Annotated in this window: 13 protein-coding genes; 5 read left to right on the top strand and 8 right to left on the bottom strand. The window is 64.2% G+C overall.

The features are described from left to right. The first annotated feature begins 184 nt into the window (after window positions 1–184). From osmF to VGN93_RS19565, 4 genes are all read left to right on the top strand, one after another. Entirely contained in the window at window positions 185–1,096 is a 912-nt protein-coding gene (osmF, locus tag VGN93_RS19580) for a glycine betaine ABC transporter substrate-binding protein OsmF (protein WP_327508745.1), read from the top strand. 113 nt (window positions 1,097–1,209) lie between these two features. Further along, window positions 1,210–2,370: an ABC transporter permease gene (locus VGN93_RS19575; RefSeq protein ID WP_327508744.1), complete on the top strand. Its 1,161-nt coding sequence runs from the start codon at window positions 1,210–1,212 to the stop codon at window positions 2,368–2,370. After that, window positions 2,367–3,305, top strand: a complete 939-nt coding sequence (locus tag VGN93_RS19570) for an ABC transporter ATP-binding protein (protein ID WP_327508743.1) — start codon at window positions 2,367–2,369, stop codon at window positions 3,303–3,305. The genes VGN93_RS19575 and VGN93_RS19570 overlap by 4 nt, the downstream gene beginning before the upstream one ends. After that, window positions 3,302–4,045, top strand: a complete 744-nt coding sequence (locus tag VGN93_RS19565) for an ABC transporter permease (RefSeq protein ID WP_327508742.1) — start codon at window positions 3,302–3,304, stop codon at window positions 4,043–4,045. The genes VGN93_RS19570 and VGN93_RS19565 overlap by 4 nt, the downstream gene beginning before the upstream one ends. A 98-nt stretch (window positions 4,046–4,143) precedes the next feature. Here VGN93_RS19565 and VGN93_RS19560 read toward each other — a convergent pair whose 3' ends face one another. The 8 genes from VGN93_RS19560 to VGN93_RS19525 form a co-directional block, all read right to left on the bottom strand. After that, window positions 4,144–4,461, bottom strand: a complete 318-nt coding sequence (locus tag VGN93_RS19560) for a Dabb family protein (RefSeq protein WP_327508741.1) — start codon at window positions 4,459–4,461, stop codon at window positions 4,144–4,146. An 8-nt stretch (window positions 4,462–4,469) separates the two neighbouring features. Beyond that, window positions 4,470–6,125: a GMC family oxidoreductase gene (locus VGN93_RS19555; protein ID WP_327508740.1), complete on the bottom strand. Its 1,656-nt coding sequence runs from the start codon at window positions 6,123–6,125 to the stop codon at window positions 4,470–4,472. A gap of 277 nt (window positions 6,126–6,402) precedes the next feature. Further along, on the bottom strand, window positions 6,403–7,173 hold the full coding sequence (locus VGN93_RS19550; protein WP_327508739.1) for a 3-ketoacyl-ACP reductase: 771 nt from the start codon (window positions 7,171–7,173) through the stop codon (window positions 6,403–6,405). Beyond that, window positions 7,170–8,678 (bottom strand): GMC family oxidoreductase, encoded by a 1,509-nt coding sequence (locus tag VGN93_RS19545; protein WP_327508738.1) that lies wholly within the window; start codon window positions 8,676–8,678, stop codon window positions 7,170–7,172. The genes VGN93_RS19550 and VGN93_RS19545 overlap by 4 nt, the downstream gene beginning before the upstream one ends. 7 nt (window positions 8,679–8,685) lie before the next feature. Next, window positions 8,686–9,801, bottom strand: a complete 1,116-nt coding sequence (locus tag VGN93_RS19540; RefSeq protein ID WP_327508737.1) for an ABC transporter ATP-binding protein — start codon at window positions 9,799–9,801, stop codon at window positions 8,686–8,688. A 5-nt stretch (window positions 9,802–9,806) separates the two neighbouring features. Further along, window positions 9,807–10,688 carry a carbohydrate ABC transporter permease gene (locus tag VGN93_RS19535; RefSeq protein ID WP_327508736.1) on the bottom strand — a complete coding sequence of 294 codons (882 nt, stop codon included), beginning with the start codon at window positions 10,686–10,688 and terminating at the stop codon, window positions 9,807–9,809. Continuing rightward, the gene (locus tag VGN93_RS19530) at window positions 10,685–11,566 is read right to left on the bottom strand and encodes a sugar ABC transporter permease (protein ID WP_327508735.1); all 882 of its coding nucleotides are present in this window, start codon (window positions 11,564–11,566) and stop codon (window positions 10,685–10,687) included. Before VGN93_RS19530 ends, VGN93_RS19535 begins: the two co-directional genes overlap by 4 nt. Before the next feature lie 167 nt (window positions 11,567–11,733). After that, a complete protein-coding gene (locus VGN93_RS19525; RefSeq protein WP_319320802.1) occupies window positions 11,734–12,948 on the bottom strand; it encodes an ABC transporter substrate-binding protein in 1,215 nt (404 codons plus the stop codon). Between the two features lie 380 nt (window positions 12,949–13,328). Between VGN93_RS19525 and VGN93_RS19520 the strand changes: the two genes are divergently transcribed. Next, the gene (locus tag VGN93_RS19520) at window positions 13,329–14,372 is read left to right on the top strand and encodes a LacI family transcriptional regulator (RefSeq protein ID WP_414714131.1); all 1,044 of its coding nucleotides are present in this window, start codon (window positions 13,329–13,331) and stop codon (window positions 14,370–14,372) included. Window positions 14,373–14,390 lie beyond the last annotated feature (18 nt).

Below are 14,390 nucleotides of genomic sequence, written 5' to 3'. Positions count from 1 at the left end.
CCGCTTCTCTTCGCACAATCTTGAAAGCGCTTTGAACGCGGCAACAAACGTCGTGTGGAGTCTTGGCGACGCGGTCTATTTTTTGCGATTCACTGCCATATATGAAATGCCTTGCCCGGACGGGCGTTCCCAAACGTGGTCTGAATGCCACTTCGGGTTCCCGCACAGAACGAAAGGTTTTCCCATGCGCCCAGTCGTCAAATTCATCGGAGCAGCTCTGGCCCTCGGCCTTGCAGCCGGCGCCGCCCAGGCTCAGGTCGTCGTCTCGTCGAAGATCGACACCGAAGGCGGCGTGCTCGGCAACATCATCCTCGCCGTGCTGAATGCCAACGGCATAGAGACGACCGACCGCGTGCAGCTTGGCGCGACCCCGGTCGTGCGCCAGGCGATCATCGCGGGCGAGATCGACATCTATCCGGAATATACCGGCAATGCCGCCTTCTTCTTCGAGAAGGCCGACGATCCGGCCTGGAAGGATGCGGCCAAGGCCTACGAACTCGCCAAGACGCTCGATTTCGATGCCAACAAGATCGTCTGGCTGACGCCGTCGCCTGCCAACAACACCTGGGCGATCGCGCTGCGCAAGGATGTCGCCGAGCCGAACAAGCTGGTGACTCTGACCGATTTCGGCAAATATGTTGCCGGCGGTGGACAGGTGGTGCTCGCGGCTTCGTCCGAATTCGTGAATTCGGCTGCGGCCCTGCCGGCCTTCCAGACGACCTATGCCTTCACGTTGAAGCCGGAACAGCTGATCACGCTTTCGGGCGGCGACACGGCTGCGACGATCGCGGCCGCCGCCAACCAGACCAACAATGCCAATGCCGCGATGGTCTACGGCACGGATGGCGGCATCGCACCGTCGGGTCTCGTCGTTCTCGAAGACGACAAGGGCGTGCAGCCGGTCTACCAGCCGTCGCCGGTCATCCGTGAGGAGGTGCTGAAGGCCAATCCGCAGATCGAGGAAATTTTGAAGCCGGTCTTCGAAAAGCTCGATCTCGTGACGCTGCAGGATCTCAACGGCCGCGTCCAGGTCGGCGGCGAGCCGGCGAAGGCCGTCGCCGAGGACTTCCTGAAGAAGAACGGCTTCATCAAGTAAGCTCGCTAGTTGTTTTACCGCATTATCCGACGCCAAAGCGTAGTCGCTTCGGCTGGAAATGCTCCAGTCCTCCGCCCGACCGGGCGGGGGACGTCTCTTCCGGAAAGGTGCGCATGCGGTTCAGGATCGACAAGCTCGGCGTGGTGATCGCCGCATTGCTGGCCTACGGCGCGTTCCTGGCGCCGTTTGCCAATTTTCGGGCAAACCGTATCGTGCCCGGCGAGGCGCGGTCGATCATCGAGGCGCTTCCCGCGGGGCTGGGCGCCGCGTTCCTCGCCTTTGCCGTCGTCGCCATCGTCCTCATCGCGGCGAAGACGCCGACCCTCTTCCGGCTGGTGCTCGGCCTTGTCGCGCTGCTTGCGCTCGCCATCCTCATCGGCCTTGCCGCCGGCCACCTGACGCCGCCGGAAAATACCTATGCCCGCGTTTCGCCGGCCTCGGGCTTCTGGCTCACGAGCTTCGCCTTCGCACTGGTGACCACCGATGCGCTGGCGCGGCTGAAATTGTCGCCGCTTGCCCGGGTCGCGCTGCTCGCCGTCGTTGCTGCCGCTGCTGCGGCGCTGCTGATGTCCGGCGTCTGGGATGGCCTGTCGATCCTCAAGGAATATGGCAGCCGCGCCGAAACCTTCTGGCTGGAGGCGAGCCGGCATGTCATGCTGGCGCTCGGTTCGCTGGCGGCGGCCGTGCTCGTCGGCCTGCCGCTCGGCATTCTCTGCCATCGCGTCGAGGCGCTGCGCGCCGGCGTGCTCAACGTGCTGAACATCATCCAGACGATCCCGTCGATCGCGCTGTTCGGCCTGTTGATCGCGCCGCTCGGCTGGATCGCGCTCAATGTGCCCGGGGCCGCGGCAATCGGCATCCGGGGCATCGGCGCCGCACCCGCCTTCGTGGCGCTCTTCCTCTATTCGCTGCTGCCGGTCGTCGCCAATACGGTGGTCGGCCTTGCCGGCGTGCCGCGGGACGCGAACGATGCGGCGCGCGGCATCGGCATGACGGATCGCCAGCGGCTTTTCGGCGTCGAACTGCCGCTGGCCTTCCCGGTCATCCTCACCGGTATCCGCATCGTGCTGGTGCAGAATATCGGGCTTGCGACGATCGCGGCGCTGATCGGCGGCGGGGGGTTCGGCGTTTTCGTCTTCCAAGGCATCGGCCAGACGGCCATGGATCTCGTGCTGCTCGGCGCGGTGCCGACCGTGGCGCTCGCCTTCGCCGCTGCCATCGTGCTCGATGCGGCAACCGAACTTTCCAGCAACAAACCCGGCAGGGCCGCATGATCGAGATCGACACCATCACCAAGCGCTACGGCGACACGACGGTCGTCGACACCGTCTCGATGACGATTGCGCCGCGCACGATTACCGTCATCGTCGGCACGTCCGGCTCCGGCAAGACGACGCTGATGCGCATGATCAACCGCCTCGTCGAACCGACATCGGGAAAAATCCTGATCGACGGCGAGCCGAACAGCGCGATCCCTGGCTACGAGCTGCGCCGCCGCATCGGCTATGCCATCCAGGGCCATGGGCTCTTCCCGCATCGCACCGTTGCGGAAAACATCGCCACGGTGCCGACGCTGCTCGGCTGGGACAAACCCCGCATCGACGCCAAGGTCAAGGAATTGCTGACGCTCTTCCAGCTCGACCCCACCGCCTTCGGCCCGCGTTATCCGCATGAGCTTTCCGGCGGCCAGCAGCAGCGTGTCGGGGTGGCCCGCGCGCTTGCGGCCGAGCCGAACATCCTGCTGATGGACGAACCTTTTGGCGCGCTCGACCCGGTTATCCGTGCCAAGGCGCAGGAGGATCTGCTGGCGATCCAGAAACATTTCGGCACCACCATCGTGCTCGTCACGCATGACATGGAGGAGGCCTTCCATCTCGCCGACAAGATCGCCGTCATGGACAAGGGCAAGATCGTGCAATACGCGGCGCCGCAGGACATGCTGGTGAACCCGGCGACTGATTTCGTCGAGACGCTGATCGGCGCGGGCGAGCGCCCGTTCCGACTGCTGTCGATCGGCACCGTGGCCGATGCCGCGGAGGCCGGCGAGGCGGAGGGCGAGCCGATCGCGGCGGCGCTCAGCCAGCGGGATGCGCTCTCCGCGCTGCTCTGGTCCGGGCGCGAGGCGCTGCCGGTCGTCACTGCTGATGGTGCGCCGCTCGGTCGCGTCACGCTTGCCGCGCTCACCCGCCGCGCAGCGAGGCCGCAATGAAGCGGTTTCTGCCCAATCTCCTGCGGCTGGCGGCGCTGGTGATCCTGATCGCCTTCCTCGTCCAGCCCATGCTGTTCGAGCCATTGTTGAAGCCGCTCGTGCAGGCCAATGCACCGGCGATCTACAATCAGGGCAGCCTGCTTGCGCTGACGCTGTCGCACCTTGCGACGGTCTTTACCGCGACGCTCGCCGCGACCATCGTCGCCGTCAGCCTTGCCATCCTCGTCACAAGGCCGATTGGCGCGGAATTCCTGCCGCTGTCACGAAGCCTCGTCAATATCGGCCAGACCTTTCCACCCGTCGCGGTGCTGGCGCTTGCCGTTCCCGCCGTCGGCTTCGGCGAGAAACCGACGCTGATCGCGCTGTTCCTCTATGGCCTGCTGCCGATCTTCGAAAATGCCATGACGGGCCTCTCCACCCTGCCGCCGGCCATCGTCGAGGCAGCGCGCGGCACGGGCATGACGGCGTGGCAGCGGCTCACCAAGGTGGAGCTGCCGCTGGCGCTGCCGGTCGTTCTTGCCGGCATCCGGCTTTCGGTGACGATCAGCCTCGCCACCGCCACCATCGGTTCGACGGTTGCGGCCAAGACACTCGGCGAGGTCATCATCGCCGGCCTGCAATCCAACAACCTCGCCTTCGTGCTGCAAGGCGGCCTTGTGGTCGCCGTTCTGGCGGTGCTGATCTACGATGCCTTTTCCGCTCTCGAGCGGGTGTTGTCGCGCCGGGCGGGCCGGGTCTAGAGCATTTCCGCGTTTCTTCGAATCGCGAAAACGCTCTATCTCTGTGTTTTTACGCAATTCCGGACGCAAAACCGCTGCGCACTTTTGCTGGAATTGCTTTAGTCGTCGGTTTCGAGGTCGTAGACAAGGATGCCCGCGATGCCGCCTTCGGCAGCGGCGACAAGCCGGCCGCCGGTCTGCTTGTGCTCCGGGTCTTCCAGATAGGCATCGCGCGCAAAGCTGTCGGCGAAGTCGACGATGAAGCCGTCGGCAAAACCCTTGTCCATGCCCTCTTCCGGGCTTACATTCGTGCCGATATGCACGGCGAGCATGCCTGGAATCCGGGCCTTCAAGGCGTCGATCTCGTTGAAGAGTTCTGCCTTGTAGTGGGCGGAAATGGTCGGCTTGAAGTGGATGAAGACGCAGTGGCGGATCATGGTGTCTCCTATCTGATATTGGCGCGGGCACGGGGCCGCGCGTCGTTGCGTTCATGTTGGAAGACCTGGGCCGGCAGTGCCGGCAGGCCGCGGATGATGTCGGCGCCCTTCTCGCCCACCATGATGGTTGGCGCATTGGTGTTGGCGGAGGGAACGCGCGGCATGACGGAACTGTCGCAGACGCGCAGGCCTTCAAGCCCGTGCACCTTCAGATCGAGACCGACCACGGCGTCCGCGCCGGTGCCCATCTTGCAGGTGCCGACCGGGTGATGGTCGGTCTTGGCATTGGCGCAGCCGTACTCGAACAGGTCCTCGTCGGTGACGACCTTCGGCCCCGGCAGACGCTCGGCCAGCACATAGGATTTCAGCGCGGCCTGCTGCATGATCTCGCGGGCAATCTTCAGCCCCTCGATCGACATTTTCCGGTCATGCGGGTCTTCCCAGTAGTTCGGGTCGATCAGCGGTGCGGCGGAGGGATCCGTGGACGACAGCCGGACCGTGCCGCGCGAGCGCGGATGCAGGTAGGCGGAGTTCAGCGTCACGCCGGCATTTTTCAGTCTTTCGACGCCCGCCTCGATGCCGGAGCCGAGGCCGAGGTGGAACTGGATATCCGGCGAGCGCGCATCCGGATCGGCATACCAGAAGCCGCCGGTCTCGAAGAGCGATGAGGCGACCGGGCCGGAGCGGAACAGCACATATTGCAGGCCGGCCCAGAGCGTGCGGTGTGGTTTGGCGACGCCGTCATAGGTGTGGTCGCCGGTGCATTCGGCAATCACGAACAGGTCGAGGTGGTCCTGCAGGTTGGAGCCGACGCCGGGCAGGTCGTGTTTCACCGCGACGCCGACGGATCTGAGATGGTCGGGCGGGCCGATGCCGGATTGCTGGAGCAGTTTCGGCGAGCCGATGGCGCCGGAGGAGACGAGCACCTCGCGTTCCGCCCGGATCGTCTCCATGCCCTTCGTAGTGACAACCTCGACGCCGACCGCGCGAAAACCTTCGAGCACGATGCGGGCGACGCGGGCGCCGGTGCGGATGGTCAGGTTCTTTCGGTCCTTGATCGGCGAGAGGTAGGCGAGCGAGGCGGAGGAGCGGCGGCGGTTGCGCTGGGTCAACTGGTAGAAGCCGACGCCCGCCTGCTGGCGGCCGTTGAAATCGTGGTTGTAGGGAATGCCGAGTTCCTGGCCGGCGCGGATATAGGCATCGCAGATCGGGAGCGCCGAGACCGGCATGGAAACGCCGAGTGGCCCGCCATAGGAATGGTAATCGTCGGCAAAACGCTGGTTGTCCTCGGCGCGCTTGAAATAGGGCAGGATTTCCCGGTAGCTCCAGCCCTCGCAGCCGTCTTCGCTGGCCCAAAGGTCGTAGTCGGCCGCATTGCCGCGGGCGTAGAGCTGCGCGTTGATCGAGGAGCCGCCGCCGAGAACCTTCGCCTGCGTATAGCGCAGCACGCGACCTTTCATGTGCTTCTGCGGCACGGTTTCCCAGCCCCAGCTCGCGACACCCTTGGTCATCTTGGCGAAACCGGCCGGCATGTGGAACAGCGGGTTCCAGTCCCCGCCGCCGGCTTCGAGCAGCAGCACGCGCACGGTGGGGTCTTCCGAGAGGCGGTTCGCCAAAACGCAACCGGCAGGCCCGGCGCCGGTGATGATGTAGTCGTAGGTCATTCCCGTTTCCTCAAGTGGTTCTCTACCCTCCCCTTGAGGGGGAGGGGTATCGCATATGGCGGGAAACCGTTGCCGTTTTCCCCTTCTCCCCCGGGGGGAGAAGGTGCCGGCAGGCGGATGAGGGGGATGCCGAGGACAAAAAAGCTAAAAATTCCATCCGCGTCACCCCCTCATCCGACCCTTCGGGCCACCTTCTCCCCGCGGGGGGAGAAGGGGAAAACGGCAAAGTCGAATTCCATATGCGATAGCCCTACCCTCAAAGGGGGGAGGTAGGTTGTCAAAGCCGGCCGATCGAGAGCCCGCCGTCGAGATTGATCACCGAACCGGTGGCGAAGGCGAACTGGCCGGTGGCCAAAGCTGCGGCGGCAGAGCCGATGTCGTCCGGTTCGCCCCAGCGTTTCATCGGAACGAGACCGTCTTCGATCAGCGTGTCGTATTTCGTCGAAACGCCAGCCGTCATGTCGGAGCGGATGATGCCGGGGCGGATCTCGAAGACGGAAATGCCGGTGTCCGCGAGCCGCAGCGCCAGCCCCTGGCTGAAGGCGGCGAGCCCGGCCTTCGTCATGCAGTAGTCCAGCCGTTCGGGCGAGGCGAGCGAGGCGGAGACGGAGGTGATGTTGATGACCGAGCGCGGGCCGGCGGCCTGTTTGGAATGCAGCATCGCCTTCAGCACGGCTTGCGTGAAGAACACCGTGCCGCGCAGGTTGGTCGCGACGATCGTGTCGAAGTTCTCCGGCGCCAGATCGAGGAAATCGCCGCGCACTACGGAGGCGATGCCGGCATTGTTGACGAGGCAGCCGATGGCGCCGAGCCGGTCTTCGATCGCCTTGACGGTTGCGGCATGGCCGGAGAGATCGGCGAGGTCGGCCTTGAGGTAGATCGCGCGGCTGTCGAACTCTGCGAGCATGGCGTCGGTCGCGGCATCGCTGTCGCCGATACCGGTGATGGCGATGTCGAAGCCCTGCGCCGCGAGGGCTTTTGCGATGCCGAGGCCGATGCCGCGGCGGCCGCCGGTGACGATGGCGACGGGGCGTGCTGGCGTCGTCATGCGGCGAGATCCCTCGATTTGATGCGGTCCGCCACGCGCAGCGCCTGCGCCGCGACCGACAGCGCCGGGTTCACCGCAGCCGAGGTCGGCAGATACGAGGCGTCGACCACGAAGAGGTTCGGATGGTCATGGGCGCGGCTCCAGATATCGAGCGGCGCCGTTGTCGGATCGTTGCCGATGCGGACCGTGCCGCACTGGTGCGAGGGCGTGCGCTTGTCGAAGGCGCGCGCGAGCACGATGGGGAAGCCGGCCTTCTTCAGCGCGGCTTTCAGCTTGGTCACGAGGTCGAGATGGGCCTGCCAGTTGGTGCGGGTCCACTTCATGACGATGCGGTCGCGATCGACCATGATGCGGCTTTCGGAATGCGGCAGGTCCTCGCTCATGGCGTAGAAGTCGATGGCACGGGAGGCGACGTGTTCCAGCAGCCATTCCGGCACGGAGGGCATGTTGGCCTTCAGGATTTTTCCGGAGACGCGGCCGAGAAGCTGCACATTGCCGAGCGGTGCACCGCCGTTGCCGTCCGAGAGGTAGTAGTCGTTGAAGCCGAAGCTCTTCTGGTAGATGGAGGTGTTTTTATAGAAGGGCGAGAGGCCGATCACGGCGCTCGAATTGTGGTTCATGAAATTGCGGCCGACCTGGTCGGAGCTGTTGGCGAGCCCCTTCGGAAAAGCTTCCGAGGCCGAGCGCAGCAGGAGCACGGCGGATTGCACCGCGCCGGCCGATAGGATCACCAGCTTCGGCGAAAGGCTCTCCGCCTGATCGCCACGCATGTAATGCACGGTGGAGATGGTGCGGCCATGCGGGGCCGTGGCGAGACGGGTCACCCGGCAATTGGTCCGCAGCTCGACATTCGGGTGCCTGAGCGCTTCCGCGAGTGCGGTGCTTTCGGCATCCATCTTGCCGTCGTTGGCGTTCGGATGCGCATCCCAAGGTGTCTTCGCCTTGGCGAGCCAGCGGTCGATATCCACGCCGAGCGGCAGCGAATAGGGATGCAGCCCGTTCGCCTTCATCCTTGCGCGCACCTTGGCGATGGCGGGCTCATCTGGCACGGGCGGGAAGGGGTAGGGCGCGGAATGGTGCGGCTCGGTCGGATCCTCGCCCAGCGTGCCGCGCACATTGTAGAGCTTTTCGGCGGCGGAATACCACGGTTCCAGCTCTTCATAGGGGAAGGGCCAAGCGGGGGAGACGCCGTCGCGGTGCTTCATCTCCTCGAAGTCTTCCTTGCGGTAGCGCACGAGCACTGCGCCGTAGAATTTCGAGTTGCCGCCGACATTGTAATAGTTGCCGGGGTTGAAGGCGGTGCCGTCGGCCTCGTACCACATCTCCTTCGGGCGAAAGTGGCCGCGCTGGAAGATGGCGCGCTGGTCGCGGTTTTCCGGGCGATCTGGCAGGTGGTCGCCCGCCTCCAGAATAACGATCCTGGCGCCCGTCGGGGCAAGGGCGGCGGCCATGGTGGAGCCGCCTATTCCCGATCCTATGATGACGATGTCCGGCTGCGTTGTCATAGCGGTCTCAGGCGATGCGAAGCTGGCTTGCGGGGTCGAAGAACACCGCCTTGTCGAGGTTGAAGGCGAGGCGTGCGGTCTGGCCGGGAGTAATGCCCACATCGGCGCGGAGGCGCGCGACGATCTGCTTGCCACCGAGATGGGTGACGGCGAAGGTGTCGGCGCCGGCGGGCTCCACGACCTCGATCAGGCAATCGCCCTCGGCAAGGGTGCGGGCATTGCGGTCCGCGCCGTCGGGGTCGGTCAGCGCCTCGGGGCGGATGCCGAAGATGACGTCCTTGCCCTTGTAGGCGGAAAGGCTGCCTGGCGCGTTCGGCACGGAGAGCACCAGCGGTTCGGCCTGGGGACGGGCAAGCGAGACGGCCATGCCGGCGCCGTTCTGCTCGATTTTTGCCGAGAGCAGGTTCATCGCGGGCGAGCCCATGAAGTCTGCGACGAAGATGTTGGACGGGTTGTTGTAGATTTCCGACGGCGAACCGAACTGTTGCAGCACCCCGTCCTTCAGCACGGCGATCTTGGTGGCGAGCGTCATCGCCTCGATCTGGTCATGCGTTACGTAGACGATGGTGGTGTTCATGCGCTGGTGCAGGCGCTTGATTTCCGTGCGCATGTCGACGCGCAGCTTGGCGTCGAGGTTCGACAGCGGCTCGTCGAAGAGGAAGAGTTTCGGGTCGCGCACCAGCGCGCGGCCCATGGCGACGCGCTGGCGCTGGCCGCCGGAGAGCTGGCCGGGCTTGCGATCGAGCAGATGGCCGATCTGCAGCATGTCGGCGACCTGCTTGATCGCCTTGTCGCGCTCGTCCTTCGGCACGCCGCGGATTTCCATGCCGAAGGCGATGTTTCCGCCGACGGTCATGTTCGGATAGAGCGCATAGGACTGGAACACCATGGCGATGTCGCGCTTGGAGGGATGCAGGCCCGCGACCGAGCGGCCGTCGATGGCGATGTCGCCGGACGTGATCGGCTCCAGCCCGGCGATCGTGTTAAGCAGCGTGGACTTGCCGCAGCCGGAGGGGCCGACCAGCACGAGGAAGCCGCCCTCTTCGATCTCGAGGTTGATGTCCTTGAGGATTTCGAGCGAGCCGTAGGATTTGCGCAGATTGCTGATTTTCAGGAACGGCATGAGGGTTATCCTTTCACGGCGCCGGACATCAGGCCGCGCACGAAGTACCGTCCGGAGACGATGTAGACGATGAGGGTGGGCAGTGCGGCGAGGATCGCGCCTGCGAAGTGAACGTTGTATTCCTTCACGCCGGTCGAGGACGAGACGAGATTGTTGAGCGCCACCGTCATCGGTGTGGTGTTCGCGCCGGAGAACGAGGCGCCGAACAGGAAGTCGTTCCAGATATTGGTGAACTGCCAGATGACCGAGACGACGATGATCGGCCCCGAGGACGGCAGCAGGATGCGGTAGAAGATCTGGAAGAAGCTCGCGCCGTCGATCTGGGCGGCACGCACCAGCTCGGTCGGGAAGTTTTCGTAATAGTTGCGGAAATAGAGCGTGGTGAAGCCGAGGCCGTAGACGACATGCACCAGGATCAGGCCCCAGAGCGAGCCGGCCAGTCCCAGCATGCCGAGGATGCGGGCCATCGGGATCAGCACGATCTGGAACGGGATGAAGCAGGAGAGCAGCAGCAGGCCGAAGAAGACGTTCGAGCCCCTGAACTGCCACTTGGTCAGAACATAACCGTTCAGCGCGCCGATGATGGTGGAGATGGCGACTGCCGGCACGACCATCAGGATCGAGTTGATGAAGAAGGGGCGAAGGCCCGTCGGCTGCACGCCGATCTGTGCCGTCGACCAGGCTTGCAGCCAAGGCTCGATCGTCCAGACCTGTGGCAGGTTCAGCATGCCGCCCTGGCGAATTTCGTCGAGCGGCTTCAGCGAGTTCACCAGCATGACGTAGAGCGGCAGCATGTAATAGACAGCGAACAGGATGAGCGCGGTATAGATCAGAGCGCGCGTCAGCTTGTTGTGCGAGATGACGTTGTCGGGATTTTGCGCGCTCATCGGCCTTTGCCTCCGCGGATTTCGGAATAGAGGTAGGGGATGATGATCGAGAAGATCATGACCAGCATGATGATGGCCGACGAGGCGCCGATGCCCATCTGGTTGCGGGTGAACGTGTAGGAATACATGAAGGTCGCCGGCAATTCGGTCGCCTGGCCGGGGCCACCGCCGGTCAAGGCGACGACCAGGTCATAGGCCTTGATGGCGAGGTGGGCGAGCACGACGAAGGCCGACAGGAAGACCGGGCGCATCAGCGGAATGATGATGCGGCGATAGATCGTCGAGGTCGAGGCGCCGTCGATCTGGGCGGCCTTGATGATCTCGTTGTCGACGCCGCGAAGGCCGGCGAGGAACATGGCCATGACGAAGCCGGAGGACTGCCAGACGGCGGCGATCACCACGCAGTAGATGGCGTAGTTGCGGTCCTTGATCCAGTTGAAGGAAAAGCTTTCCCAGCCCCAGAGGTGCATGGTGTTCTCGAGACCGATGCCCGGATCGAGGAACCACTTCCAGGCGGTGCCCGTCACGATGAAGGAGAGCGCCATCGGGTAAAGATAGATCGGCCGCAGGATGCCTTCCGCGCGGATCTTCTGGTCGAGCAGGATGGCGAGCGCCAGGCCCAGCACCGAGCAGATGACGATGTAGAGCGAGGCGAAGATCGCCAGATTCGAGATCGCCCGCCACCAGTGCGGCAGCGCCCAGAGCTTGGAATAGTTGCTCAGCCCCACGAAGTTGTAAGAGGGCAGCATCTTGCTGTCCGTCAGCGACAGGAAGCCCGTATAGGCGATGAAGCCGTAGACGAAGACGAGCACGATGAGGAAACTGGGTGCCAGCACGAGCTTCGGCAAAAGCTCCTGCAGCCGGCTGCGGCTATCCATGGTCGATACCACCGTTGAAATTAGGTTTCGAGCGGCGGGGCCTTGCCCCTCATCCGCCTACCGGCACCTTCTCCCCGCGAGCGGGGAGAAGGAACTCTGCCGTGCCCTCTCTGTCCCCTCTCCCCGCGTGCGGGGAGAGGGTTAGGGTGAGGGGCAGCGCCCTCTGTTTACTTCGCAGCCTCGACGGCGGCCTTGAGTTCCGTCACGGCTTCCTCGGAGGAAAGCTCGCCGTTGAACTGGCGGGTCACGACGTCATAGATCGCGTTCTTGACGGAGGCCGGGTTGGCGTGGCCGTGTGCCATGGAGCCGAACAGCGAGCCGTTGGCGTTGGCTTCCGCAAGGTCCTTGATGGCCTTCTTGCCGCAATCGTCGAAGGCCTCGTCCGAGACGTCCGTGCGGGCAGGCGCCGAGCCCTTGACCACGTTGAAGGCCGACTGGAAGGCCGGGCTTTCGATCGCGGTCGCCATTTCGAGCTGCGACGGGATTTTTGCGTCGGCAACCTTGAACATCGCGAACTGGTCGGAGTTGAAGGTGACCGAGCCCTGCGTGCCCGGGAAGCGCATGCAGACGAAGTCCGTGCCCGGCTTCTTGCCGGCCTTGATGAACTCGCCCTTCGCCCAGTCGCCCATGAACTGTACGCCGGCCTTGCCTTCGATGACCATGGCGGATGCGAGGTTCCAGTCGCGGCCCGAGAAGTTGTCGTCCACATAGGAGCGCAGCTTCGTCATGCGGTCGAAGGCTTCCTTCATCTGGGGGCTGCCCAGCGTTTCCGGATCGAGGTCGATGAAGGCCTTCTTGTAGAAGTCGTTGCCGAAGGACAGCACGACCGCGTCGAAGATCGTCGCATCCTGCCATGGCTGGCCGCCGTGTGCGACCGGCGTGATGCCCTGTTCCTTGAACTTGTCGAGCAGGGCGACGAGTTCATCCCAGTTCGCCGGCTCCTTGCCGCCGGCCGCATCGAGGGCCGCCTTGTTGACCCAGACCCAGTTCGTGGAATGCACGTTGACGGGTGCTGCGATCCAGTGGCCGTCATATTTCGAGAACTGCTGGAGCGCGGTCGGAATGACCTTGTCCCAGCCTTCTTTCGCAGCGATCTCGTCGAGATTGCCGAGTGCGCCTTCCTTGGCCCAGTCGAGAATGTCGAAGCCGAGCATCTGCACCGCGGTCGGCGCATTGCCGGCCGTGACGCGGGCGCGCAGAACCGTCATGGCTTCCGTGCCGCCACCGCCGGCAACCGGCATGTCTGTCCAGGAAATGCCCTTGGCTTCCAGGTCCTTCTTCAGGACGTCGAGGGCTGCTGCCTCACCGCCGGAGGTCCACCAGTGCAGAACCTCCACACCTTCGGCTGCCTTGGTAGCGGACATGCCGCCCATGGTCATCATCACCGCGGCGATCGCAGTGGTTGTCAGAAACTTGCGCATCGTATTCCTCCCGTTTGCAAGTTCGAGGGCGAGAGCCTCCTCCCGCCGATTTCCCCGACGCCGTTGAAGGCATCGGAATTCCGTTTGCGGCTCAAAGTGCCACGCCAATTTAAAACGTTGTAAATTTGTGGAGTCAAGTCGCTCCGGTAGAAGGCGCCCTGTGCTTTCGCAAGTGCGGTAAATTCAGGCAGTGTGGGCGATTGCCGCAAATCCGGGCGCTTTTTGCAGTGCACGGAAAACGTTTTAAATTCTGTGCAGCGCAAGATTGCTAGAGGCGGGGTGCGCCGGTATGGTGCCGCCGATCGACGTCCGCCATGCAAAGAAACGCACCCGTGTCCCGCATCGAAAAGCCCGCCGACAGTGAACCCGCCCGCAGCCCGCCCCGAGCCGGCAAGCCGACGCTGAAGACCATTGCCGAACTGACGGGCCTTGCGATCACCACGGTCTCCCGCGCGCTCGGCAATGCGCCGCAGATTTCGGAAAATACCCGCCGGCGCGTGCACGAGGTCGCTGCCGAGATCGGCTACCTGCCGGACCGCGCCGCCCAGCGCCTCAAGACCGGTCGCACCAATGTCATTTCCGTGCTGCTCGATCCGCATGAGGAAATCCTCGGCTTCGGCACGTCCATCATGCATGGCCTGGCGCGCGCGCTCCAGGCGACGCCCTACCATCTCATCGTCACGCCGAATTTTCTCGACGGCAGCAATGTCGATGCGGTCAATTACATCATCCGCAACGGCATGGCCGACGGCCTGATTTTTTCGCGCACCGAGCCGTTCGACCCACGCGTGCGGCTGCTGCTGGAAAACGGCTTTCCCTTCGTCACGCACGGCCGCACGGAATTCTCCACCCCGCACGCCTTCGTCGACTACGACAATTACGCCTTTGCCTACGAGGCCGCCAAGCGGCTGATCGTCAAGGGCCGGCGCAAGGTCACGATCATCCTGCCCCCCAAGCGCCTCACCTTCTACCAGCACATGCGTCACGGCTTCATGACCGCGGTGCGCGAGGCTGGCATCGCCTACGAAATCCCCGAGACGCTCGATCTCGACAGCCCCGCCGACCTGATCCGCGACTATGTGCGCCGCCGCAGCGCCGAGCCCGATCCGCCGGATGGCTTCGCCTGTCCCGGCGAAGTCTCGGCGCTCGCCACCATCACCGGCATGAGCGACCAGGGTTTCACCCTCGGCACGGAATACGACATCGTCGCGAAGCAGACCTCGCTGTTGCTCAGCCAGATCCAGCCCAAGGTCGAGACGATCTACGAGGACCTGAAGGCCGCCGGTGAGGCCATGGGCCAGTTGCTTTTGCAGCGTATCGGCGGCGAGCCGGTCGAGGACCTCACCATCCTGCAGGACCCGCAATTCGGCTTCCCGACGCCCTGAGCGGGCGGCGGAGCCGGT

Origin of the sequence: Shinella sp. (assembly GCF_035998705.1) — a bacterium.
In the GTDB taxonomy this organism is placed as follows: domain Bacteria; phylum Pseudomonadota; class Alphaproteobacteria; order Rhizobiales; family Rhizobiaceae; genus Shinella.
This window is presented reverse-complemented; position numbering and strand designations above follow the sequence as displayed.